Genomic DNA, 22,503 nt, shown 5'->3' with positions numbered 1-22,503 from the left:
TCTCCCGCTGTCGCGCCTGGCGTGATGCTCAAGTTGCGATGCGTGATCCGCGATGCGCGGACTCCGACCCGATTCACCGCCGTCGCAGCGCGGTGACGAGATGTTCGAGGTGCGAGAGATACCGATCGAAGGCGCGACGACCCGCGGCCGTCAGTTTGTACGACGTGCGCGGCGTACGACCGGCGAACTCCTTGGTGCAGGTGAGATAGCCTGCCTCCTCGAGCTTGCGTGCATGCACGCTCAGATTGCCGTCGGTGAGTTGCAGCAGATCGCGCAATTCGGTGTGGGTGCGCGGTTCGCCGCTGGCGAGCGCCGTGATGATGGCCAGTCGCGCCCGTTCGTGAATGAGCGCATCGAGGGCCGGAATCTGTCCGGCGGCCTCACCGGCGATGGCTTCGAGCGCGGGCGCGGATGGTGTCTCGACGACGGACACGGGGGGCCGCGAAGGTTTGCGATTGGCGCGTGCGCCCATGATCAGCCTCCATACCGGCGACGGACGATCTCGCCGGTGATCAGATGTCCTGCGCCGAAGCCGAGTGCCATGACCACGTCGCGCCACGCCAGTGGCAGCGCCGCCGCGAGTCCTGCGAGGAGCAGCAGTGATGCGCCGAAGCGCGGGACGATATGCACCGCCGATACGGCACCGGCGGCGAGAATGGCCACGCCGTAGCACCCCAGCCAGAGCGGGACCAGCATGGACCAGCTGTCGGTGCGCATGGCGGTGATGGTCAGCACCACGCCCAGGGCGAGCGGCGGCAACAGGCCCCGCGTGAAGCGTCGGGCGGCCACCCCGTCGAGGGGCAGGTTGTGAATGCGGGCCTTGCGCACCAGGGTGATGGCGCCGATCACAAACGCCAGCACGGCAGCGCCGACCCACACCAGCGTCCAGCGTTCGAACGAGGGCTGCCGATGCGCGAGCCAGGCTGCGACGAAGGCGATACCGCCCATGCCGATGCCTCCGGCGCCCGGCACGGCGGAGAAGTGTTCGGTCCGTTCGAGGACCTGGCGGACGTACGCGAGATCGTCGGCGGCCCGGCCGCCCAGCGAGGACACGGAAGCCATGGAGGGAAGCTGACGGTGGGCGATCCTGGTTGCAAGTCCTTTATTTTGCAAAGTTGCGTTGAAGTGTCCCGGTGCCGCTCGTAGCTTGCCTCGTCTCGGACCTCCACCCACGCCTCATGCAACTCGACTCCACCCGTATTGCCGACCTGCGACACCACGTAGGTCGATCCGTCACCGTTCGTGCCTGGATCACCCACCTGCGTTCGAAAGGGAAGATCGGCTTTGCCGTGGTGCGGGATGGCACCGGGATCCTGCAGGCCGTGGTGGTGAAAGCCGAAGTCTCCGAAGCGGCATGGGAGGTGTTCGGCACGTTGACGCAGGAATGCAGCGTGGCGCTCACGGGAGAAGTCCGGGCCGACGCCCGGGCTCCCGGTGGCTATGAAATGGGTGTCACGCAGCTCGAGCTGATCGGCACGAGTCCGCAGGACTACCCCATTCAGCCCAAGGAACACGGGATCGACTTCCTGCTCGACAACCGCACCTTCTGGCTGCGCAGTCAGCGTCAGGTGGCCATCATGCGTGTGCGCAGTGAACTCGAGCAGGCCATCCACGACTTTTTCTACGCGCGCGATTTTGTCCGTTGCGACACGCCCATTCTCACGGCTGCCATCGGCGAACGGGCGGGGCTCTTCAGCACCGAATACTTCGACGAAGGCACGGCATATCTCGCGCAGACGGGGCAGTTGTACGGCGAAGCGCTCGCTGCCGCTCTCGGACGCATTTACACGTTCGGCCCCACGTTCCGCGCCGAGAAGAGCAAGACGCGCCGGCATCTCACCGAGTTCTGGATGATCGAGCCGGAGATGGCCTGGTACGATCAGGACGACAACATGGATCTCCAGGAAGAGTTCGTGCGCTATCTCGTGGAGCGCGTCCTGGAGCGTCGGCAGGAGGAACTGAAGGTGCTGGAGCGGGACACCAGCAAGCTCGATTGTGTGTCGCAGCCGTTCGTGCGTCTCGACTACACCGACGCCGTCGCGTTCGCGCAGAGCAAGGGCAGCGACATCCAGTGGGGCGACGACCTCGGCGCGCCCGACGAAGCGCTCATCGTGGACCATCATGAGCGCCCGGTCTTCGTGGTGAACTATCCCAAGGAAGCCAAGGCGTTCTACATGAAGGAGAACCCCGCCGATCCGCGAACCGTGCGGTGCGCCGATCTGCTCGCGCCGGAAGGCCGCGGCGAGATCATCGGTGGATCACAGCGTGAAGACGACTACGACAAGATCCTCGCCCGTCTCACGCACGAAGGCCTGCCGGTGGAGGCGTACGGCTGGTATCTCGACCTGCGCCGCTACGGAACGTTCACGCATTCCGGTTTCGGGCTCGGGTTGGAGCGGACGATCGCGTGGATTTGCGGGATCGAGCATATCCGCGAGTGCATTCCGTTTCCGAGGCTCATGGGGCGGCTGGCGCCCTGATGGCGTCGGAGGTCGGATGTCTGATGTCAGAGATCGGAGGTCAGAACTGAGACGGAGATAGGAAGCAGGAGGAAGGGGTCAGATATCAGAGATCTGAGCACTGGCGGTCGAGGGGACGTGCGCGCCACGGGTTGCGGGACGTGCGCCCGCAGGGCCCTTGGGGCGCGAAGCGCCCCGCAACACACCAGTTCCTCGCGTCAGCACCCAACCCGCGAGCGAAGTGCTCGGACTTCTGACTTCTGACTACTCCCTCCTGCTTCCTATCTCCGTCTCAGTTCTGACCTCGGATCTCTGACATCAGATTTCTGACCGTCTGTCCTCACCGCTTTCGGCGGCTTTGACCGCGTCCCAGTACCGGTCCTGCTCTTCGAGCGTGAGGTTCGTGAGTGTGCGACCATCGGCTTCAGCCAAGCGCTCCATCGCCGCATACCGGCGTACGAACTTGGCATTGGTGCGATCGAGCGCGAGCGCTCCGTGCACCCCTGTCTTCCGGCAGAGATTCACCACCGCGAAGAGCAGATCGCCGAGTTCGGCCTCGAGCGCGTCCTGATCGGCCACGGCACCGGTGGACGGATCGATCAGGCGGGCCACCTCTTCCATCTCTTCACGCACTTTGGCCAGCGGCCCGAGGGCGTCGGGCCAGTCGAATCCCACGCCTGCCGCCCGGTCCTGCAGACGATGCGCGCGGTGCAGGGAAGGCAGGCCCGCGGGCAGGCCCTCCTCGAGCGTGGACCGCTTGGCCTTCGCCGCCTTCATCGATTCCCACGGACGCTTCACACCGTCGCCATAGAGATGCGGATGCCGCGCATGCATCTTCGCGATCAATGCTCCCGCCACATCCTGCATGCCGAATGCTCCGCGTTCCTCGGCCACCACACTGTGAAAGAGCACCTGCAGGAACAGATCGCCCAACTCGTCGCGCAGCACCGCATCGTCGCCCAAGGCGATCGCATCGTCCACCTCGTGCGCTTCTTCGATGAGGTAGGGCCGCAGCGAGGCATGCGTCTGCGCGCGATCCCACTCGCAGCGGGCGCGCAGATCACGCATGAGAGCGAGCGCGTCGTCCAGCGAGCGTGGTGCGGGCGCAGATGATTCCGGGGGAACGTTCACGTGAGACGCTGGCTGGGGGTCTGGAGAAGCCGCAGGCGAGCGGACTAGGAGTCGAGAGAGGGGCGTGCGGAAATCGGACCGAGATCCAGGCCGCGATCACCGTTGGCCTTGTCTGCTTCCGTGCTGGGTTGGTCCGCGAGCTGTGTGAATACGAATCCCTGTTTCTGGTACCATCCTACCCGTGGGCCAATCGCGTCCAGCGTAAGATATCGCACGCCGATGCGCTCGCCGATTTCGAACGCGTGCACCCTGATGAGCTGAAGGAGCCGTTCTCCGATCCCTCGGCGTCTTCTATCGATGCGAACCCCCAATCTCGCGACCTTGATGCAGGGAGCACTCCTGTAGGCCCACGTCGAGTCGGCTTCTCCGTCGTCGAGTCGAATGGCATCGGCCAGCAGTGTGAAGTAGGCAATGACTTCGAATGCATCGTCGCGCACCAGATAGGTGCGGGAATAGCCGACCTCCTGGTCACGCGCGGCGTCACCATCTGCGAGATACTCGCCGATCTCGTCTTCAATCCCGTCGGGCTCGCAACGAAAACCCCCGAGACGGAATCCCGGGGGCATCGGTTCGATCGTGAAGAGAGGGGACGCTGACATGCGACGTCTCAGCGTGCCGGGGGCACTTTCCGCGCAAGCGGCTTGCTGAGGTCGCGGAACATGGTCTTCGCCACCTCCAATGCCCTTCGGTTGTGCTCGATCTGCGCTTCACTCGCTGGACGGTCCGCACTCATCTCTTCACGAATACGTCGAGCATCCTGACCATAGGCAGGAGGGGTGGCGGGAATAGGCTTGGCCATGGCTGCTCCTTGGGCAGATGAGCGAAGGGGTATGTTGGAACCTACGATTGTCCCGAGGCGTCAGCAACGCATCATTCCAGTGCGGCGATACGGTATGAATCGCGTTACCGGGGTACCTCCCGATACCCTTCACGCCGATTCCCCGTTCGCACAGTGGCCCACCCCCGCCGGCGCGTTTACCATTGGGCATGACTCACCGGGACCGCGCGTGGCTCGATGTCGATGGCGACGCGCTGCGACACAACTTTTCGGCGCTCAGGCAGCGCGCCCGCGTGCCGTTGCTGCCGATGGTCAAGGCGGACAGCTACGGCATCGGCGCCGTCGCCGTGACCCGGGCGCTGGGAGTGCCGTTCCGCGGGCCGCACGAGACGCCCCGGGCGGAGTCGCCGGCGCCGCCGTCCGATGCGCCCTGGGGCGTGGGCATCGCCTCGCTCGACGAGGCGGAGGCGCTCCGGGAGGCCGGGTGTGCCGGTCGTATTCTCTGCGCCACGCCGCTGCTCGCCCATGAACTGCCGCGCGCTCTGGCGCTCGATGTGCGACCGGCGCTGCATCGTCCGGACGACATCGCGCAGTGGTGGACGCTGGGCCAGGGACGCACGCCCCGGCATGCGCCCTGGCATCTCTCGATCGACACGGGCATGGCCCGCGCCGGTATCCGCTGGGACGCCGTCGCGTCGCTGCGTGAGGCCGTGGCCAAGGCGCCGCCGGAAGGCGTGTTCACACATTTTCACTCCGCCGACGAGTCACTCCCTTCCCGTGACGAGCAGGACGCGCGTTTCGAACAGGCACTGGGGGTGCTGCACGACGTGCTACCCCCGGGCGTGCTGCTGCACCGGGACAACAGCGGCGGCATCGTGAGTCGCACTGGCGGATCGCCCGGGCATCTGGCCCGCCCCGGCATCGCCCTCTACGCGGGTATGTTCACCGCCGAGCTGGGGCTCCGGCAGGTGGCGCATCTGAGGGCCCGGGTGGTGGACGTGCGCGACGTGCTGCCCGGCGAGTCGGTGAGTTATGGCGCCACCTGGACCGCGCCGGGGGCCCATCGCATCGCGACGCTCTCTGCCGGGTATGCGGATGGTTATCGACGGCATCTTTCCAACGTCGGCGAGGTACTTATCGGGGGGACACGTTGTCCGGTGGTCGGCCGGGTGACGATGGACATGACCATGGTGGACGTCAGCGGGGTATCCTGTGTGCCCGGGGACGTCGCCACGCTGCTCGGCACCGATGGCGGGAGCACGTTGACTGCCGAGGCGGTGGGGGCGCGCGCTGGCGTGTCTCCGTACGAACTGCTGGTCGGTCTCCGCCTGAGGGTTCCACCAATCTACCATAGCATCTTGCCTTCCACCTCGTCATCCGGGTCGTCCGAATCATGACCGATACCAAGCGCGCGCTCATCGTCGTGCTCGATGGAGTCGGCTGTGGGGAGGCTCCGGATACGGCGGCGTACGGCGATCAGGGCAGTGATACCCTGGGGAATCTCGCGCGTGCGGTCGGCGGGCTGGATCTTCCGAATCTGCAACGACTTGGCTTGGGGAATGCCACGCCCATTCCGGGGGTGGCTCCGGTGGCGCATCCGGTGGGCGGGTTCGGCGTGATGCTGCCGCGGTCGTGCGGCAAGGACTCAACCACCGGGCACTGGGAGATCGCCGGGTTGCATCTCGCGCGCCCGTTTCCGACCTATCCGCAGGGGTTTCCGGCCGAGGTGATCGACACCTTCGCGCGGAATACGGGGCGGCCGGTCATCGGCAACTGCGTGGCCAGCGGGACGGCCGTCATCGCGGAATTTGCCGAAATGCAGCGGCAGACCGGGGCCTGGATCGTGTACACATCGGCCGATTCCGTCTTCCAGGTGGCGGCGCACGAGGCGTGGATTCCCCTCGACGAGTTGTATCGCGCCTGTGAGCTGGCCCGGTGGCAGCTGGTGGCGCCGCACGATGTGTCGCGGGTGATTGCCCGGCCGTTCGTGGACGGGGAACAGCCCGGAACCTGGCGACGGACGGCCAACCGGCGGGATTTTTCGCTGCAACCGCCGGGGGATACGCTGCTTGACGTGTTGGAAGCAGCGGGCGTGCCCCGTCACGGAATCGGAAAGGTCGACGATCTGTTCGCCGGACGCGGGATCGCCTCGCAGCACACGGCGGACAACGCCGCGGGCGTGGCGGCCCTGCAGGAGTGGCTGGCCACGGCCCCACGTGGGTTCTGCTTCGCCAATCTGGTAGATTTCGATCAGCTGTACGGCCATCGCAATGATGTGCCGGGCTTCCGGGGGGCGCTCGAGGCGTTCGATCGTGCGCTCCCTTCGTTGCTCTCTGCCCTGAAGGAGGACGACCTGCTGTTCATTACCGCCGATCACGGCAACGATCCAACCACCCCGTCCACGGATCACGCGCGCGAGCGTGTGCCGCTGCTGGCGGTGGGCGCGCGTGTCCGTGGCGGCGACCTGGGCGTTCGCGACACGTTCTCCGATCTGGGGGCCTCGGTGGCCCACTGGTTCGGTCTCGACTGGCGCGGGCGCGGCACGTCGTTCCTGCCCGAGTTGCTGCACCCGTGAGTATGGTGCTGGACCATTTGCCATCGGCGCACGCTCCGCTGTTCAGCGCCGCGGAAACCGCGCGGGCGCATGCCTGGGCGCCGTATTCCCATTTCCCCGTGGGCGCGGCACTGGAAACCGACGACGGACGCATCTTTGCGGGATGCAATGTCGAGAACGCGTCGTATCCGGCGGGCACCTGTGCGGAGCGCGTCGCCCTCGGCACGGCCATTGCCACCGGCGCGCGGCAGTTCGTGCGCCTCGTGATCACGTCGCAGCAGCAGGATCCCACGCCGCCCTGTGGTATCTGTCGTCAGGCACTGGTGGAATTCGCCCCAGCGCTGGAAATCTTTGCCGTCGCGCCCGATGGACGCGCGGCCCGTTGGTCGCTGGCGGAGTTGTTGCCAGCGCCGTTCACGCCTGCTTCGCTCGAGAATGTTTGAGGGCGTCCGTTCGAAGGCCCCGCACTGGCGCGGCCCGATGCTGTTGCTCACGCTCATCGCCACGATGGTCACCGCGGCTGCCTGCGGTGAATCCCTCGATGGCGGTGCCGCCTGTCCATCGCTCTGTCCATCGCAGACCCAGAATTTCCGCGACACCACGTTCGAGGCAGTCATGCTCGATACGTCGGTGTCGGGTTTCCCGAGTCTCGGACTCTCCGCGATGATGCTGCTGGCGAACCGGCCCGATACGCTGGTGACCCGCGGGGTGCTGCGTTTCGATGTGCTGGCCACGTCGTTCTTGCCGAATGGCGTGGGGCCGCTCGATTCCATCACCACCGTCGATTCCGTCTACCTGACGTTGCCGCTCGACACGACCGGACGACGCGGCAGCGCGCCGGTGACCATCGAGGTGTTCGATGTCGATACAACGGCCAGCGATACGGTGACCGCGGTGGTGTCCTCCCTGTTCCGCCCCGATCGCCGGATCGGATCGATGACGGTGGTTCCGAGTCTCACCTCGGACACGCTGCGCATCCCGCTCAGTCGGACGGTGCTCGAACGGAAGATCGCCGACAAGGCGCCGCTGCGGGTGGGACTCCGCATGACGGGGGGCACCGGACAGTTGCGCATCGTGGCGTTCACCTACGATGCGGGCGCGCCCACGCTGCGTTATGACGCGTCTTCCGATACCGTCTATTCGCAGATCGTGGTGGGGACGAACACGTCGCTGGCCAACGCCATCGCCGATGTGAATCTCGCCTATCAGGTGTATTCGATCATCGACCACACGTCGCCCGCCGTCGGTGCCGACGCGCTCGTGGTGGGCGGATTTCCCGCCTACCGATCGTACCTGCGGTTCCGTATTCCGTCGTACATCACCGACTCCAGCACCATCGTACGCGCGGAGCTGTTGCTGACGCAGCGTCCGAGCACGTTTGCCGATGCGGGGGATTCGGTGGCCATCGCGGCGCTCGTGCCCACGACCACCGAATCCGTGACCGACATGCGTCGGGTGCTCGACCTGTCGGCCGACGGCGTGTTTGCGTCCATCGACACGACGCGTCTGGTACCGCGGGACAGCGGGCTCAAGGCCATCAACGTGCTGACCCTCGCGCGGAACTGGAGGCTGTTGCCCGGGAATGTGCCGCGGGCGCTGGCGTTCCGGATCAACCGCGAAGGTGCCCAGGCGGCCGAATTGCGGTTCTTCAGCAGCAAGACGTCCACGCCGTCGCTGCGTCCGCGTCTGCGTATCACCTATCTCCCGCGTTCGGAGTTCGCCCTGCCGTGATGCCACGTTCTTCGTTGTTCACGTCGGCGCTGATGGCGGGAGTGCTCGGATCGCTGGCCGCATCCGCTCCCCTCGGTGCCCAGGGCTCCCTGGGCAGTCTCGGGTTCGGCTATCCGGTGGGCGGGATGAGTACCCGCGCGGCCGGCACGGCCGGCGCCTTCGGCGATTTTGATGCGCTCTCGCCCCTCAATCCGGCCTCGATCGGGGGATTGGAGCGCATCGTGATGGGCGTGCAGGCCGAACCCGAGTACCGCAGCCTGCGTCTGGCCAACGGCACGAACGAGCGGACCACCATTCAGCGGATTCCGTTGCTGGCGGTGCTCTTTCCGTTCCGCAGCGGTCTGGCGCTCGGGCTGAGTGCGTCGAGTTTTCTCGATCGTTCCTACTCATTGCTGACCACCGGATCCGCCATCCTCGATGGCGAATCGGTCGCGACCAACGATCGTCTCGACATTCGTGGCGGGATCGGTGAGATGCGTGCCGCGGTCGGCTGGCAGATCAACCCGCGCTTCAAGGTCGGTGTGGGCGGTCATCTCTTCACCGGCGAGAATATCGCCGTGCGTTCCCGCATCTTCGCCGACACGCTGCTCTTCGGCAGCGTGCTCGATTCGTCGCGGGTGACGTATTTCGGCACCGGGCTGTCGATCGGAGGGGAGGTGCGCCTGCTTCCCGGACTCGCGGTGGTGGGTTCGTATCGTGTGGGACAATCGCTCGATGCGCGGATCCGTGACACCGTCCGCACGACGGCGCATGTGCCCGATCGTCTGGGGGCCGCGCTGCGGTACGATGGCATCGCCGGCTCCACGTTCTCCCTCGGGATCGAGCAGGTGAACTGGTCGAAGATGGCCGCACTCGGCACGGGACTCACCACCGCCCACGATGCACTCAACGTGCGGGCCGGCATCGAGGTGCAGGGGCCGCAGTTCCGCGGCGTGCCCATCTCGTTCCGCGGCGGCTATGCGCGCAACGAACTGCCCTTCAGTGTCACGAGCGATCCAGTGAAGGAGACCCGGTATTCCGCCGGCATCGGTTTGCCGGTGGCGCGCGATGCGGCGTCACTCGACCTCTCCCTGCAGCGTGCCAATCGGGTGCTGGGTAGCGCCAACGTGAAGGAGTCGGCATGGCTGTTCGGGATCGGACTGCAGATCCGCCCGTGACCGACGGGGATGCGCTGATGTCCGGAGCTGACGCCGGGGCGAATACGACGATGCCAAAACCCACCGTCTACATCGAGACCTACGGCTGCCAGATGAACGTGGCCGATTCGGAGCTCATGTACGGCAAGCTCGCCGCGCATGGCTACGATCCGGTGGATGCACCGGAAGGCGCGGACGTGATTCTGGTGAACACCTGTGCCATCCGCGAGAACGCGGAAACACGGGTGATCGGCCGGTTGGGCGAGTTGCGGCGCTACATGAAGCCCGACACGATCGTGGGCGTCACGGGGTGCATGGCGCAACGACTCGGTGCCCGCGTGCTGGAGCAGGCGCGGCATGTCTCGCTGGTCGTCGGACCGGACGGGTATCGCGCACTGCCTTCGCTGCTCGATGGCGCACGGCGCGGGGAGAAATTCTCGTCCACCGACTTCGATCTCGAGGAACACTACGAAGACGTGGTGGCCCGCCGGTTCGAAGGCGTGAAAGCCTGGATCCCGGTGCAGCGTGGCTGCGACTATCGCTGTACGTACTGCATCGTGCCGTATACGCGCGGCCCCGAACGCAGCCGCAAGTTGAGCGACGTGGTGCGCGAGGTGCAGCAGGTGGTGGAGCAGGGGCTCGGCGAGGTGGTGTTGCTGGGGCAGACGGTCAACTCGTACAACGATGGCCAGCACGATTTTGCCGATCTGCTGCGTGCGGTGGGCACGGTGGACGGCATCCGCCGCGTGCGCTACACGAGTCCGCACCCGAACGATTTCAGTGACCGCGTGATCGACGCGATGGCGTCGGTGCCCACGGTGTGTGAGCACATCCACCTGCCCATGCAGAGTGGATCGACGAGCATGCTGAAGCGCATGCTGCGCCGCTACACCCGCGAAGAGTATCTCGATTGTGTGGCCCGCATGCGCGCGGCCATTCCGGGGTTGTCGCTCACCACCGACATCATCGTCGGATTCCCGGGTGAGACCGACGCCGAATTCGAGGACACGCTGTCGTTGTGCCGCGAGGTGCGCTTCGACGATGCCTTCATGTTCAAGTTCTCGCCGCGGGAAGGCACGCCGGCCACGCGCATGCCACCCGAATGGACGATCACCGACGAGGTGATGGCCGAGCGGTTCGATCGGCTGGTGCAGACCGTGCGCGGCATTTCGCGTGAGAACAATCTCAAGCGACTGGGCGACACGCTCGAAGTGCTGGTGGAGAAGGTCGCGCGCGACGGGGAACTGCTGCAGGCCCGCTCTCGCGATTTCAAGACGATCATGGTGCCCGCCGATGCGGCGAAGATCGGCGACTATCTCACCGTGCAGCTCACCGGTACCACGGGGGCGACGTTCACGGGAACGCCGGTCTCACGCCAGCCCGAGCGCAAACCGCTGCCGCTGGCGGTGTGAAGTCGCGCGACGTTTCGGGTATGTCTGCGGTGATTCGATGACGGAGGCATGACCACACGGTTCTAGTGTGTGGCATGCCTCTTCTCGTTCACGCGTCCGCTTGGTGGCTGTTGGGGCTCTACGCGGGCACTGCACGGGCGCCTGCCTGGATGCCCGCGTGGGCCTGGTCGTGGCTCGCCGTGGTCGGGGCAATCGTGTGGTGGATGGCCTGGAGGTCGCGGGAAGACCGTGTCCATGCCGGACGAAGCCGGTCTCCGTCCGCGGGGTCGTCGAATGCCGTGTCGTTCGCACCATTGCTGGCGCTGGCCGGGCTCGTGGCGGCCGGCAATGCCGCGCGCGAGCAGGATGCCTGTCGACGTCTGCTGTTGCGCAGGATGAGCGATTCCGTCGTCGTGTGGGCGCGTCTGGGTGAACCGCGGACGGGATCGTCCGGAAAAGCCTCGTCCGGTACGATCTCATCGGTCCGCGCCGTGTTGTCCGAACGGCCGGAGCATCCACATTGTCGTGTGCCGGGATGGCTCAAATTCGCCGCGCCCCGAAATGCGCCCGGCCTGCACGAACGCCGCCTCCATCCTGTAGACGACGTGCGCGCCGGCATGATGGCGGCCATCACGGGCGTCGCCATGCCAACCAGTCGTGGTCTTCGTGTCGAACAGGTCCGTCTGCACGAGGCCGCGGGGCACGATCGTCTCCTGGGGTGGCGTGCGGACATCGGGCGCACCATCGACACCCTGTTCCGGTCACGCGCTCCATTGGTGCGGGCCCTGCTGATTGCCGATCAGGATGGCATTCCCGTCGAGCTGCGCGACCGCTACGCCGATGCGGGGCTGGTGCACATGCTCTCCGTGTCGGGCATGCATGTGGCCATCATCGCCTCGGCGTTGCTGGCCTTCGGCGGCCTGCTGCGTCTTCCGCGCGCCACACTGGAACCGGTGGCGCTGGTCATCGTCGCGCTGTACGTCGCGCTCCTGGGTTTTCCCGCGCCGGCGGTGCGCAGTGCGGTGATGCTGGGTGTGGTGGCGATCGCCGCACAACTCCAGCGTCCTGTCCACGAATGGACGGCACTCGCGCTCGGCGCCGTCGTGCCGACCATCGACCCGCTCATCGTGACCGACCTCGGATGGCAGTTGAGTGTGGGCGGCATGGCCGCGCTGGTCGCTGCCCGTGCGCTGCGACGCCGATGGCGGCGGTGGGCGATGCGACATCGCTCCGGTCGTGCTTCGCCTGCGCAGAGGCACATACATGGCGAGGGTCACTCACCCCATGGCGCCGGTATCGCGTCGCGATGGCCGGCATCGATCATGAACACCGCGATGCGCACCGTCATGAACATCGTCATGAACATCGTGATGAACATCGCCGCCTGGCTGGGCAGACGACGCGGTGTCGGCGGCTGGTTCGTGCAGGAGATCTTCACCGGCGTCGTGGCGACGGTGGTCACGGCGCCGGTGATCGCATGGACATTCGGGCGCCTCAGTCTCATCGCACCGTTGTCGAATCTCCCCGGTGGGGCCATCATCGCGTTGCTCCAGCCGGCGTTGTTTCTCGCGCTCCTGGTCACGCCCATTCCCGGGGCCGCGGCGTTCGTGGCCGATGCCACGCAACCGCTCATGGCGCTGCTCGATGGTCTGGCGGCATTCACGGCCGCGGTGCCGGGCGCCGTGTTGCCCGTCACACCCTCCCTCACCACGGTGATCGGGGCGGGCGCGGCGGCGGCCTGTTTCGTACGTGGCTCCGCTTCTCCGCGCGCCACGCGATGGTGGTTGGGCGGCGCGGCCGCGCTGGTGATGTCGCTCTGGCTGTCGCTGCTGCGCGGTGGTTCTGGCATGCTGGAAATGCACGTGCTCGATGTAGGCCAGGGTGATGCCATTGCGCTGCGTACGCCACGTGGACGATGGGTGGTCGTGGACGCCGGTCCGCGGTGGCAGGGTGGTGATGCCGCGCGCCGCGTGATCATTCCCTGGGTGCGACGACATGGAGGTGAGGTGGCGCTGTTCGTGCTCTCGCACGCCCACGACGATCATGCGGGCGGCGCCGCGACCTTCGTGCGGGCATTGCGGCCCACGCTCTGGTGGGAACCGGCGTTCGTGACCACGAGTCCGGGGTATCGCGACGCCCTCGAGGCCGTCGCCGAATCGGGCACACGCTGGGAGCGCGTCAGGCCGGGTGCGGCGCTGCATCTGGACGGCGTCACGTTCACGGTGCTCGCGCCCGACTCGATATGGACGGCGGCTCAGCACGATGCCAACGAAACGTCGGTCGTGTTGCGTGTCGACTATGGCGCCCATCGATTCCTGCTCACGGGGGACGCCGAACGTGAAGAGGAGACGTGGCTCGGCACACGATGGCCGCCGGAGATGCTGCGGGCCGATGTGCTCAAGGTGGGGCACCATGGCAGCCGTACGAGTTCTTCGGCGGCGTTTCTCGACGCGGTCATGCCGCGTGTGGCGGTGGTATCGCTCGGGGCCGGCAATCGGTATGGCCATCCCGCTACCGAAACGGTCGAGGCGTTCCTCGAACGCGGCGTGCCGCTGTTGCGCACCGACCACGAGGGCACGGTCATCGTCCGTTCCAACGGACGCACGTTGGAAGTGGAATCCGGTGATGAGCGATGGACATTGCCTGCGCTCGAACCACTTCCCCCCGCGCACGCTCTTGCCCGAGCTTGCAGCGCGGGGCGAGCTTATGGGAACTGTCAGCCGTCCTTCGTCCCGTGACGGCCCGACAGTCCCACCGATGTCCTCACCTGGGAGTCTGCCGTGGTCAAGCATACAGCGACGTCCGTTGTCACCATCGAGCGTTTCATCATCGAACAGGAGCGCCTGTTTCCCGATGCCACCGGCGAGTTGTCCGGCATCCTCTATGACATGGCCCTCGTGGGGAAGATGATCGCCAACAAGGTGCGCAGCGCGGGGCTCGCCGACATCCTCGGTGCCACGAGCGATACCAATGTGCAGGGTGAGGTGCAGCAGAAGCTCGATGTGATCGCCAACGAGATCGTGGTGAAGGCGTTCGATCATGGCGGACGTCTGTGTGCGATGGCGTCGGAAGAGGAAGAGAACATCATCCACATTCCGGAGGGATTCCGTCCGGGCAAGTATGTGCTGCTCTTCGATCCGCTCGATGGATCGTCCAACATCGATGTGAACGTGCCGGTGGGCACGATCTTCTCGGTGTTCCGCAAGATCACGCGCGGTTCGCACGGTGAGATGGAGGACTTGCTGCAGCCGGGTCGCCGTCAGGTCGCGGCCGGCTACATCCTCTATGGCTCGAGCACGATGATGGTGTACACCACGGGCCAGGGCGTCCACGGCTTCACGCTCGATCCGTCCATCGGGGAGTTTCTGCTGTCGCATCCGCACATCCGCATCCCCGAAAATGCGCGGTATCTGTCGGTGAACGATGCGTACGAGCAGGACTGGCCCGAGCCCACCCGGGCGCTGATGCGTCGGTATCGCGGGCTGGACGGTGAACGCAAGGCGCTCAACGTGCGATATGTGGGATCACTCGTTGCCGACTTCCATCGCAACCTGCTGGGTGGCGGCATGTTCTGTTATCCCGCGAACGCCAAGTCGCCTCGTGGCAAGCTGCGTCTGCTGTACGAGGCCAATCCGCTGGCGTTCATCGCCGAACAGGCCGGCGGTGCGGCCACGGACGGCTACGGCAGCATTCTCGATGTGGAGCCCACGGAACTGCATCAGCGCACGCCGCTGTATATCGGCAGTCGAGAGGAGGTGGAGCTGGTGAGTGAGTTCCCGCTGCCCAGGTTCGTGGCGCCGGGCATTCCGGAGCGGCGCTCGGGCAATCGGGCCACGCCCCCGGCGCCGCTTTCCTGAGGCTGCGCCGTTGTGGGTTTCGGGGGGATGGGTTTGGGGATGAACAGCCGGGTCGTAGGTCAGAGGTCACGAGTCCCGTGATCCGGCAGGTCACCCCCAACCCACCACCCAGGGCCCATAACCACTGCGCAGTTCACCTCCAAACCCACCACCCCAAGACCCATAACCGCCGGTCCGCTACATTGTCGGCATGAGCGACCGACTCTCCCCCTCAGGAATCCCCGTGGCAGCGGTGGTGCGTCCCACCGATGTCACCACCGACTATCCGCGCGACCTCGGCGATCCGGGGCAATTCCCATTCACGCGCGGCGTGCAGCCCACGATGTATCGCGGGCGTCTGTGGACCATGCGGCAGTACGCGGGTTTCGGTACCGCCAAGGCCACGAACGAGCGCTTCAAACTGCTGCTCGACGCCGGACAGACAGGTCTGTCGGTCGCCTTCGATCTGCCCACGCAGATGGGCATCGACTCCAGTTCGCCGCGGGCGCTGGGCGAGGTGGGACGTGTAGGGGTGGCCATCGACACGGTCGACGACATGCACGTCCTGCTCGACGGCATTCCGTTGGACAAGGTGTCGACGAGCATGACCATCAACTCCACCGCGTCCACGCTGCTGGCGATGTACATCGTGGTGGCGGAGGAGAGGGGGATTCCGCGCGCGAAGGTGTCGGGCACGGTGCAGAACGACATCCTCAAGGAATACATCGCGCGTGGCACGTACATCTATCCGCCCGTGCCGTCGCTCGCGCTGACGGCGGAGATGTTCCGCTTCTGCGCCACCGAGGTGCCGCAGTGGAATCCGATCTCCATCAGCGGGTATCACATCCGCGAAGCCGGGTCGACGGCGGTGCAGGAGGTGGCGTTCACCTTCGCCGATGCGCTCGAATACGTGAAGCAGGCGGTGGCCGCGGGGCTCGATGTGAATGTGTTCGCACCGCGGCTGTCGTTCTTCTTCGCGGCCCACAACGATCTGTTCGAGGAAGTCGCCAAGTTCCGCGCGGCGCGCCGGTTGTGGGCGCGGTTGCTGCGTGAACGGTTCGATGGCAACGATGCGAGTTGCCGCATGCGTTTCCACACCCAGACGGGTGGTGTGACATTGCAGGCGCAGCAGCCGCTCAACAACGTCGTCCGGGTGACGGTGCAGGCGCTGGCCGCCACACTGGGCGGCACGCAGTCGCTGCACACCAACGGGTACGACGAGGCGCTCGCCCTGCCCACGGCCGAAGCGGCGACGCTCGCCCTGCGTACGCAGCAGATCGTGGGCTATGAAAGCGGCGTGGCACAGACGGTCGATCCGCTGGCCGGCAGCTGGTACGTGGAGCAGCTCACCGATGAAATCGAACGGCGCGCGCTCGAACTGCTGATGCGCGTGGACGAACTGGGTGGTGCCGCCGAGGCCATCCGCGCCGGGTTCTTCCAGGAGGAGATCGGACGCAGCGCGTACGAATACCAGTTGCGGGTGGAAGCAGGAGAAACGGTGGTCGTGGGCGTGAATCGCTTCGGTGACGGCCAGGACCCGCCCATCATTCCCGCTCCCGATTTCACGGCCCTCGAGCGCGACCAGGTTGCGCGGCTGGCGGCGGTGCGGGCACAGCGCGATCCGAACGCGGTGGAAACGGCACTGCAACGACTCGCCGAAGTGGCGCCGCAATACGACAGCGGCCACAGCGGTCCGCGCGCGGAGTTGATGCCGCTCATCATCGACGCGGTGAGAGCCCGCGCATCGGTCGGTGAAATCGCGGATACGCTGGAGAAGGTGTGGGGCAGATATCAGCCGGGTGGGTGAATCACCGTTCAGAGGTCAGACTTTCAGACGGAGTCAGAGATGAGAGATCAGTTGGTCAGAACTGAGACGGCGATCGAATGATGAGAGATCAGACAACCACGAGATCAGAAATCTGAGCGCTGACGACGACGACCGTTCGTGCGCGCCACGGGCTTGCCGTCCGGGCGCCCGCAGGGTTCGGGGCGCGAAGCGCCCCGCAAGACAGCGAGCCCTTGCGTCAGTACCCAGCCTGCGGACGAAGTGCTCTGACCTCTCACATCGTAGTTGTCTGATTTCTCATTACCTCTATTGCCGTCTCAGTTCTGACCGGCTGATTTCTGACCTCTGACTCCGTCTGAAAATCTGAAGCCAGACCCAGAGGCCAGGGATCAGAAACTACAAGACCAGAGGAACCCCTGAGCACACCCTCCGATCCCACCGCCGCGGGAAATCCGCGGCCGTTGTCCGTCGTGCGGGCCATGATCGACGCGCTCGATCGCGACCTGCTGCAGATCATGGCGCGGCGCAAGGCGCTCGTGGCCGAAGTGGCGGCGTGGAAGCGGCAGCATGGCATGCGTATCCGCGACCTGCCCCGTGAGCAGCAGGTGCTGCGTGACCGGCAGGAGCATGCGGAAGAACTCGGACTTCCGGTGGGCGAAGTGGAGTCGATCTTCCGGCTGCTGCTGCGCGCGAGCCGCGACCAGCAGGCCGCGTTGCGGGCGGAAGTGCCCATCGATCAGACGCCGCGCACGGTGGCCATCATCGGCGGGCACGGCAAGATCGGACGACTCGTCGGCCGCCTGTTCGCCGACCTCGGGCATCGTCTGCTCATCGTCGATACCGACACGGCGTTGCGCGGCGCCGAGGCGGCGCGGGTCGCCGATGTCACGGTGGTGAGTGTGCCCATCGAACGCACCGAGCAGGTGATTCGCGAACTGGGGCCGCATGTGCGCGCGGATGCGCTGCTCATGGACGTCACGAGCATCAAGGAAGCGCCGATGCGCGCCATGCTCGAATCCACGACGGCGAGCGTGGTGGGCACGCATCCGATGTTCGGCCCCAGCGTGCACACGCTGCAGGGGCAGCGGTTGGTGCTGTGTCGCGGGCGTGGGGATGTGTGGGCCGACTGGGTGGCGCGCACCTTTGCCGCGCGTGGACTCGTCGTGACCGAGACCACGGCCGAACAGCATGACCGGGCGATGTCGGTGGTGCAGGTCCTCACGCATTTCCAGACCCAGGTGCTGGGACTCACGCTCGCACGCATGGGTGTACCGCTGTCGGAAACGCTGCCATTCACGTCTCCGGCGTATTTGCTGGAGTTGTACGTGGCCGCGCGGCATTTTGCGCAGGATCCGGCGCTGTACGGATCGATCGAGATGCGCAATCCACGCACCGGCGAAGTCACGGCCGCCTTCGGCGCTGCCGTGGATGAGTTGGCGGGGGTGATTGCCGACGGGGATCAGGCCGCGTTCACGCGATTGTTCGAGGACGTGCGCGGATTCTTCGGCGACTTCACGGCGGAAGCGCTGGAACAGTCGAGCTTCCTGATCGACCGCATCGTGGAGCGGCAGTAAATCGCCATGGGACTCCCACGGATTGAGGCTATTCACTGACTGTACGGGGCCGCCCGCGGGGCGCCCTCCACAACTCTCGGCTCCCTCCCCAAGTGGAGGCCCGGCACGCGTCGCTACGATCCCGGACCACTCCGCGTCCAGATCACCACGACACACTCGAAGCCCCGTCCTGCCGCCTTGAATTCCGCGGGAATCTGGGCGGGCCCTGTATAGACCTCGATGCCCTCGATCTCCGACGGATCGATGTCGTCCACCGGTGGGCGGAAGGAGCTGACGCTACCGGTGACGGAGGTCAGCGCCTCGCCCCGCGAGGTGATGAGACGTCGCATCTGCGTCGGTGGTCCCAGACGGGGGCGGATCGCCCCGTCCACGAAGAGCACCGGGTCCATGCACGATGCGCCGCTGGCGCGAGCGCTCATGCGCTTCATCAGGTCGCTCACGACCACCGGATTGCGGCGCTCGATCTCGGCGCGCGTGACGAACTGCCGGCTCGGAACCCCCTCCAGCTTTCGCCGGCGATCGAAGCCCACCGCGAGCAGTTTGGGGGTGGTAGGCGACGCATTGACGCGGACTTCGCCGAGCAGGGCCGGCATGGCGCGCAACTCGAAGGTCAGCGCCAGGGTGTCGTCCATCGTCATCGCGACCGGTGAGGTGAGCGATTCGAAACCGAAACGGCGGAGCGTGACGCGATGGGTGCCCGGACCCAGCGCGGTCAGCGTGAAACGTCCCAGCGAGTCGGTACGCAGTTTCCGTGAGGACCCCGCCACCGAGACATCGACACCCGACACCGGCACACCGATGCTGTCTTCCACCACACCGCGGAGTAGCCCGGCTTGCGCGTGGAGGACCGTGTTGGGGACGCCAAGCGCCAGAAGGAAGGCGCAGGCACGAGTCGGGGACGATCGCGAACGGGCCATTGAATTGGCGGGACGCAGGGAACGCCTTGGTCTGGAACGGGTTCTCTGCATATCATAGCATATCACGTTGACACTCGCATCGATCGGCCAGCGCCCGCGGCGCCCCGGCCTCCCACCACACGCATCATCTCTGCGCCATCTGGAGTCGTCATGCGCTCGACCTCCCGCCTTGCCGGACTGCTGATTCCGGCCGTGTTGATCTCCTCCATTGCCGCGACCCGCGTACCGCTCACGGAATGGACCGCCAAAATTGCCGGGAAGGAGGGTCGCAAGGTCACCGGCTCGGCCACCGTCAAGCCGACGGCGGACGGCAAGGGGATCGATGTGCATGTGACGCTGGATGGAGACACACCCGGCGCCACCCGTCCCTGGCACATCCATACCGGGACCTGTGCCAATGGCATCGCCGTCTTCGGCGGACCGCGCGCCTATACGCCCATTGCCATCGACGCCAAGGGCCATGGTGAGGCGAAAGTCACCGTGCCCGCAGTGCCCGCCGACACGGGGTCGTACAACGTGAACATCCACGACTCGGCGGCGGCGATGGGCATCGTCGTGGCGTGCGGGGATCTGGCGAAACACTAGATGGGGTAGGGTGCGGATGATGTCACGGGCTGCAGGGGGAGACGGGTATTCGGTGGAAACCGAAACTGTGCTCCCTCTCCTGTGTAGATTTCCCTGATGAACACTTCACTGCCTCCCGGGCGGCGCCGCATGGTGGCTGACGCCCGTTCTGCCACCGGCGCTGCCGTTCGTTTCCCGCGCACCGGGCTCCGGCCACTGGTACTGGCGGGGCTGGCGCCGTTGCTGTTGCCCGGCGTGCTCGCCGCCCAGAGCAAGACCACCATCCGCGACCGCGCCCGTCAGGAAGCGGTGCGCGAAGCCACCACCGATGCCTCGCGCTTTTCGGTGCTCGATGGCGTGGTCACCGATTCGCTGCTCCGGCCGCTCAATTCCGCCGACGTCACGGTGGTGGGGACGGGCGCACGGGTGGTGACCGGCGAGAATGGTCGTTTCCGCATGCTGCAAGTGCCCCCGGGGCAGTATCTGCTCATCGTCCGCCGCATCGGCTACGCGCCGACCTCGGGCATGATCGAGGTGCCGGCGCGCGATACGTTGCGGTTGAGTTATGTGCTCGATCGCTCCAGCAATATCCTCGACACCGTGCAGGTGCGCGGCACGCGGGTCACCATGCGCATGCGCGAGTTCGACCACCGGCGTCAGCTCGGGATCGGACAGTTCATCACGCAGGAGGAAATCGACCGACGCGGTTCAATCGCCACGTCCGATTTCCTGCGCTACATGCGCGGCGTGGAAGTCTCACAGGTGACGTCGAATCTCTTTGCCGGCACGCAGGTGTATTCGCGCCGGGAAGGCGCCGGTCTGAGTGACGGGACAGGCTCGCGATGCGCGATGCAGGTGCTGTTGGACGGCATCATTCTGCCGAAGAATTTCAATCTCGATCTGCTGCCACCGCCCAAGCAGGTTGCAGGCATCGAAGTGTATTCCGGTGCGGCCACGATCCCTCCGCAATTCGGTGGTCCCGATCGCCGGTGTGGTGTGGTCGCGGTCTGGACGCGGGATGGGTACAACTGAGATCGCTGTAGCGACAAACAGGACGTCGAACAGCGACACCGATGACAAAGGCCCCCGGACGCGAAAGCATCCGGGGGCCTTTGTCATACCTCTTTCATGCTGGATCAGGACTAAACCCACCGTGACCGGCAGTGCGTCGATGGATCCAACGCACCACCCGTCACATCGACTGCATCAGCAGCCCGGGCCCGCGAGAGCGCCCGTCAGACCGACGCGCTGCAGGCACTCGGCCTGCGGGATCGGCTGGACCTTCGCCACGAAGTGCTTGTTCACGCCTTCCGTGATGTCGATCGGCAGCAAGTTGAGACGGCCATACCGACGCATATCCACCCAGCGGTGACCTTCCAGCAGGAGCGAGTAACGCTTCTGGAGGAGGATCTCTGTGAGGATGTCGTTGTTCGCCGACGCCGCGGTGAGCGTGGTCGGCGCCAGGCCGCCCGAATTCACGCGGATCACGTTGATCATGTCGATCGCACCCTGCTTGTCGCCGGTGGCGAGCAGGATCTCCGCGCGGAGGAGGATGAGCTCCTCGTTACGGATGATTCCGATGGACGACGTGATCGTCGGGTAGAGGTTGAAGCCGAGCGTCGACGGGATACCCAGACCCTGGGGCGCGTTGCCCTGGGGACGGGAACCGATCTTCGCCAGGTAGCGGTTGTCGAACGAACCATCGGCCTTGCGCGGCGCGTCGGCCTGGATCGACATGTGCGCGTAGGCGGTGGTGTTGTTCGACTGCGAGAACGGATTGGGCGTGTCCGGGGCGGCCGCGAAGATATGGAACGGGCCCGCGTTGAGCTGCGCTGCCGTGGTCGCCGCCGTGTTGATGAACGACGCATCGAGCGCGGTCTTTGCCCGGGCCCAGGCCGCGGCGCCACCTTCCGCCGTGGCATAGTAGGCCGCCGCACGCGCCGCGATCGCCCGGTTGAACCGGATGAAGTTGGCCGGCGTGTTGAATCCCGCGAACCCCGAATGCATGGTGAACGGGAAGGCCGCACCACCTGCGGCCAGATCCGTCTGGGCGCCGTCGAGCGTGTTCAGGATGTACTTGTACATCGAATCCCGGGACACGAACGGCGCCAGCTCCTGCGGATCGGCGTTGATCTGCACGATACCGCCCAGCGAATCGCGCGAGGCAATGACGTACAGCAACTCCATCGCCTCGATCGTCCGCGCGAAGCCCATGGCGGCCTTCTTCTGCGCTTCCGACAGCGAGGTGGAGCTGCTGACGGTGTTCTTGAAGTTGAACACGTCACGGAGGTTGCCGTACGGGCCACCCCAGTTGCCGTTGGCGAAGCCCGACGGATCGAGGCGGTTCTGACCGGGGATGCCGATCAGATAGGCCGACGTGTTACGGCCTTCAGCCGGCGTGTAGTTGTACAGCTCACGCCCGAACACGCCCGCGTTGCTGATGAAGGACGTCATGTCGCCACGGTGCTGCCGCAGCAGGCCGTTGGCCTGCAGTTGCAGCGCCGCGGGATCGGCGCTGGCTCCCGCGACGGTGGGGCTGTTCGGGTTGGTGATGTTCAGCGTGTCCTGGCTGCAGGCCGCCAGCGCAAGGGACGCGAGGGACAGCGCACCGACGGTGCGCAGAGTCGACCGGGTCATCCGGGAATC

20 protein-coding genes are annotated in these 22,503 nt (G+C 65.9%); 13 read left to right on the top strand and 7 right to left on the bottom strand.

Translation table 11 applies throughout. The annotated features are described in order from the left end of the window. Positions 1-73 precede the first annotated feature (73 nt). Both WG208_RS08265 and WG208_RS08260 read right to left on the bottom strand, forming a co-directional pair. On the bottom strand, positions 74-433 hold the full coding sequence (locus WG208_RS08265) for a transcriptional regulator (protein WP_337170861.1): 360 nt from the start codon (positions 431-433) through the stop codon (positions 74-76). A 41-nt stretch (positions 434-474) separates the two neighbouring features. Next, the gene (locus WG208_RS08260) at positions 475-1,062 is read right to left on the bottom strand and encodes a hypothetical protein (protein WP_337170860.1); all 588 of its coding nucleotides are present in this window, start codon (positions 1,060-1,062) and stop codon (positions 475-477) included. A 116-nt stretch (positions 1,063-1,178) separates the two neighbouring features. Here WG208_RS08260 and asnS point away from each other — a divergent pair, with 116 nt between their 5' ends. Next, complete coding sequence (gene asnS / locus WG208_RS08255) at positions 1,179-2,480, top strand: asparagine--tRNA ligase (RefSeq protein WP_337170859.1); 1,302 nt, start codon at positions 1,179-1,181, stop codon at positions 2,478-2,480. Between the two features lie 297 nt (positions 2,481-2,777). Here the strand turns inward: asnS and mazG are convergent, their stop codons facing one another. The 3 genes from mazG to WG208_RS08240 are packed head-to-tail and all read right to left on the bottom strand — an operon-like array spanning position 2,778 to position 4,389. Next, entirely contained in the window at positions 2,778-3,590 is an 813-nt protein-coding gene (gene mazG, locus WG208_RS08250) for a nucleoside triphosphate pyrophosphohydrolase (RefSeq protein WP_337170858.1), read from the bottom strand. Positions 3,591-3,634: 44 nt separating this feature from the next. Then, entirely contained in the window at positions 3,635-4,156 is a 522-nt protein-coding gene (locus tag WG208_RS08245) for a GNAT family N-acetyltransferase (protein ID WP_337170857.1), read from the bottom strand. Positions 4,157-4,197: 41 nt separating this feature from the next. Further along, positions 4,198-4,389 (bottom strand): hypothetical protein, encoded by a 192-nt coding sequence (locus WG208_RS08240; RefSeq protein WP_337170856.1) that lies wholly within the window; start codon positions 4,387-4,389, stop codon positions 4,198-4,200. Positions 4,390-4,577: 188 nt separating this feature from the next. Between WG208_RS08240 and alr the strand changes: the two genes are divergently transcribed. From alr to tyrA, 10 genes are all read left to right on the top strand, one after another. Further along, positions 4,578-5,765 carry an alanine racemase gene (gene alr / locus WG208_RS08235; protein ID WP_337170855.1) on the top strand — a complete coding sequence of 396 codons (1,188 nt, stop codon included), beginning with the start codon at positions 4,578-4,580 and terminating at the stop codon, positions 5,763-5,765. Continuing rightward, entirely contained in the window at positions 5,762-6,943 is a 1,182-nt protein-coding gene (locus tag WG208_RS08230; RefSeq protein ID WP_337170854.1) for a phosphopentomutase, read from the top strand. The genes alr and WG208_RS08230 overlap by 4 nt, the downstream gene beginning before the upstream one ends. Before the next feature lie 2 nt (positions 6,944-6,945). Further along, positions 6,946-7,365 carry a cytidine deaminase gene (cdd, locus tag WG208_RS08225; protein WP_345786975.1) on the top strand — a complete coding sequence of 140 codons (420 nt, stop codon included), beginning with the start codon at positions 6,946-6,948 and terminating at the stop codon, positions 7,363-7,365. A gap of 37 nt (positions 7,366-7,402) precedes the next feature. Continuing rightward, a complete protein-coding gene (locus WG208_RS08220; RefSeq protein ID WP_337170852.1) occupies positions 7,403-8,653 on the top strand; it encodes a hypothetical protein in 1,251 nt (416 codons plus the stop codon). Then, positions 8,653-9,810, top strand: a complete 1,158-nt coding sequence (locus WG208_RS08215) for a hypothetical protein (protein WP_337170851.1) — start codon at positions 8,653-8,655, stop codon at positions 9,808-9,810. Before WG208_RS08220 ends, WG208_RS08215 begins: the two co-directional genes overlap by 1 nt. Before the next feature lie 17 nt (positions 9,811-9,827). Beyond that, on the top strand, positions 9,828-11,201 hold the full coding sequence (miaB, locus tag WG208_RS08210) for a tRNA (N6-isopentenyl adenosine(37)-C2)-methylthiotransferase MiaB (RefSeq protein WP_337170850.1): 1,374 nt from the start codon (positions 9,828-9,830) through the stop codon (positions 11,199-11,201). A 74-nt stretch (positions 11,202-11,275) separates the two neighbouring features. After that, positions 11,276-13,918 (top strand): ComEC/Rec2 family competence protein, encoded by a 2,643-nt coding sequence (locus WG208_RS08205; RefSeq protein ID WP_337170849.1) that lies wholly within the window; start codon positions 11,276-11,278, stop codon positions 13,916-13,918. A gap of 42 nt (positions 13,919-13,960) precedes the next feature. After that, positions 13,961-15,037, top strand: coding sequence for a class 1 fructose-bisphosphatase (fbp, locus tag WG208_RS08200; RefSeq protein WP_337170848.1), 1,077 nt, complete (start codon positions 13,961-13,963; stop codon positions 15,035-15,037). 190 nt (positions 15,038-15,227) lie between these two features. Next, the gene (locus WG208_RS08195; protein WP_337170847.1) at positions 15,228-16,823 is read left to right on the top strand and encodes a methylmalonyl-CoA mutase family protein; all 1,596 of its coding nucleotides are present in this window, start codon (positions 15,228-15,230) and stop codon (positions 16,821-16,823) included. Between the two features lie 449 nt (positions 16,824-17,272). Continuing rightward, positions 17,273-18,376: a bifunctional chorismate mutase/prephenate dehydrogenase gene (gene tyrA / locus WG208_RS08190; protein ID WP_337171254.1), complete on the top strand. Its 1,104-nt coding sequence runs from the start codon at positions 17,273-17,275 to the stop codon at positions 18,374-18,376. A gap of 113 nt (positions 18,377-18,489) precedes the next feature. Here the strand turns inward: tyrA and WG208_RS08185 are convergent, their stop codons facing one another. Next, positions 18,490-19,191, bottom strand: coding sequence for a carboxypeptidase regulatory-like domain-containing protein (locus WG208_RS08185; RefSeq protein ID WP_337170846.1), 702 nt, complete (start codon positions 19,189-19,191; stop codon positions 18,490-18,492). 252 nt (positions 19,192-19,443) lie between these two features. Between WG208_RS08185 and WG208_RS08180 the strand changes: the two genes are divergently transcribed. Then, positions 19,444-19,878 carry a hypothetical protein gene (locus WG208_RS08180; protein WP_337170845.1) on the top strand — a complete coding sequence of 145 codons (435 nt, stop codon included), beginning with the start codon at positions 19,444-19,446 and terminating at the stop codon, positions 19,876-19,878. A 96-nt stretch (positions 19,879-19,974) separates the two neighbouring features. Then, positions 19,975-20,889 (top strand): carboxypeptidase regulatory-like domain-containing protein, encoded by a 915-nt coding sequence (locus tag WG208_RS08175; RefSeq protein ID WP_337170844.1) that lies wholly within the window; start codon positions 19,975-19,977, stop codon positions 20,887-20,889. 174 nt (positions 20,890-21,063) lie between these two features. Here WG208_RS08175 and WG208_RS08170 read toward each other — a convergent pair whose 3' ends face one another. Next, positions 21,064-22,494, bottom strand: a complete 1,431-nt coding sequence (locus WG208_RS08170; RefSeq protein WP_337170843.1) for a RagB/SusD family nutrient uptake outer membrane protein — start codon at positions 22,492-22,494, stop codon at positions 21,064-21,066. Positions 22,495-22,503 lie beyond the last annotated feature (9 nt).

The organism is Gemmatimonas aurantiaca, from assembly GCF_037190085.1.
Lineage (GTDB): Bacteria > Gemmatimonadota > Gemmatimonadetes > Gemmatimonadales > Gemmatimonadaceae > Gemmatimonas > Gemmatimonas aurantiaca_A.
Note: the sequence above shows the minus strand (reverse complement) of the source record. Positions and strands in the feature narration are given on the sequence as shown.

Bases quoted from the DNA above. Each gene is read 5' to 3' on its own strand.
- cdd (WP_345786975.1), top strand. From the start codon at position 6,946: ATGGTGCTGGACCATTTGCCATCGGCGCACGCTCCGCTGTTCAGCGCC.
- WG208_RS08230 (WP_337170854.1), top strand. From the start codon at position 5,762: ATGACCGATACCAAGCGCGCGCTCATCGTCGTGCTCGATGGAGTCGGC.
- WG208_RS08220 (WP_337170852.1), top strand. From the start codon at position 7,403: ATGCTGTTGCTCACGCTCATCGCCACGATGGTCACCGCGGCTGCCTGC.
- WG208_RS08175 (WP_337170844.1), top strand. From the start codon at position 19,975: ATGAACACTTCACTGCCTCCCGGGCGGCGCCGCATGGTGGCTGACGCC.
- WG208_RS08245 (WP_337170857.1), bottom strand. From the start codon at position 4,156: ATGCCCCCGGGATTCCGTCTCGGGGGTTTTCGTTGCGAGCCCGACGGG.
- miaB (WP_337170850.1), top strand. From the start codon at position 9,828: ATGTCCGGAGCTGACGCCGGGGCGAATACGACGATGCCAAAACCCACC.
- WG208_RS08260 (WP_337170860.1), bottom strand. From the start codon at position 1,062: ATGGCTTCCGTGTCCTCGCTGGGCGGCCGGGCCGCCGACGATCTCGCG.
- WG208_RS08205 (WP_337170849.1), top strand. From the start codon at position 11,276: ATGCCTCTTCTCGTTCACGCGTCCGCTTGGTGGCTGTTGGGGCTCTAC.
- WG208_RS08180 (WP_337170845.1), top strand. From the start codon at position 19,444: ATGCGCTCGACCTCCCGCCTTGCCGGACTGCTGATTCCGGCCGTGTTG.
- WG208_RS08240 (WP_337170856.1), bottom strand. From the start codon at position 4,389: ATGGCCAAGCCTATTCCCGCCACCCCTCCTGCCTATGGTCAGGATGCT.
- WG208_RS08195 (WP_337170847.1), top strand. From the start codon at position 15,228: ATGAGCGACCGACTCTCCCCCTCAGGAATCCCCGTGGCAGCGGTGGTG.
- alr (WP_337170855.1), top strand. From the start codon at position 4,578: ATGACTCACCGGGACCGCGCGTGGCTCGATGTCGATGGCGACGCGCTG.
- WG208_RS08170 (WP_337170843.1), bottom strand. From the start codon at position 22,494: ATGACCCGGTCGACTCTGCGCACCGTCGGTGCGCTGTCCCTCGCGTCC.
- WG208_RS08215 (WP_337170851.1), top strand. From the start codon at position 8,653: ATGCCACGTTCTTCGTTGTTCACGTCGGCGCTGATGGCGGGAGTGCTC.
- asnS (WP_337170859.1), top strand. From the start codon at position 1,179: ATGCAACTCGACTCCACCCGTATTGCCGACCTGCGACACCACGTAGGT.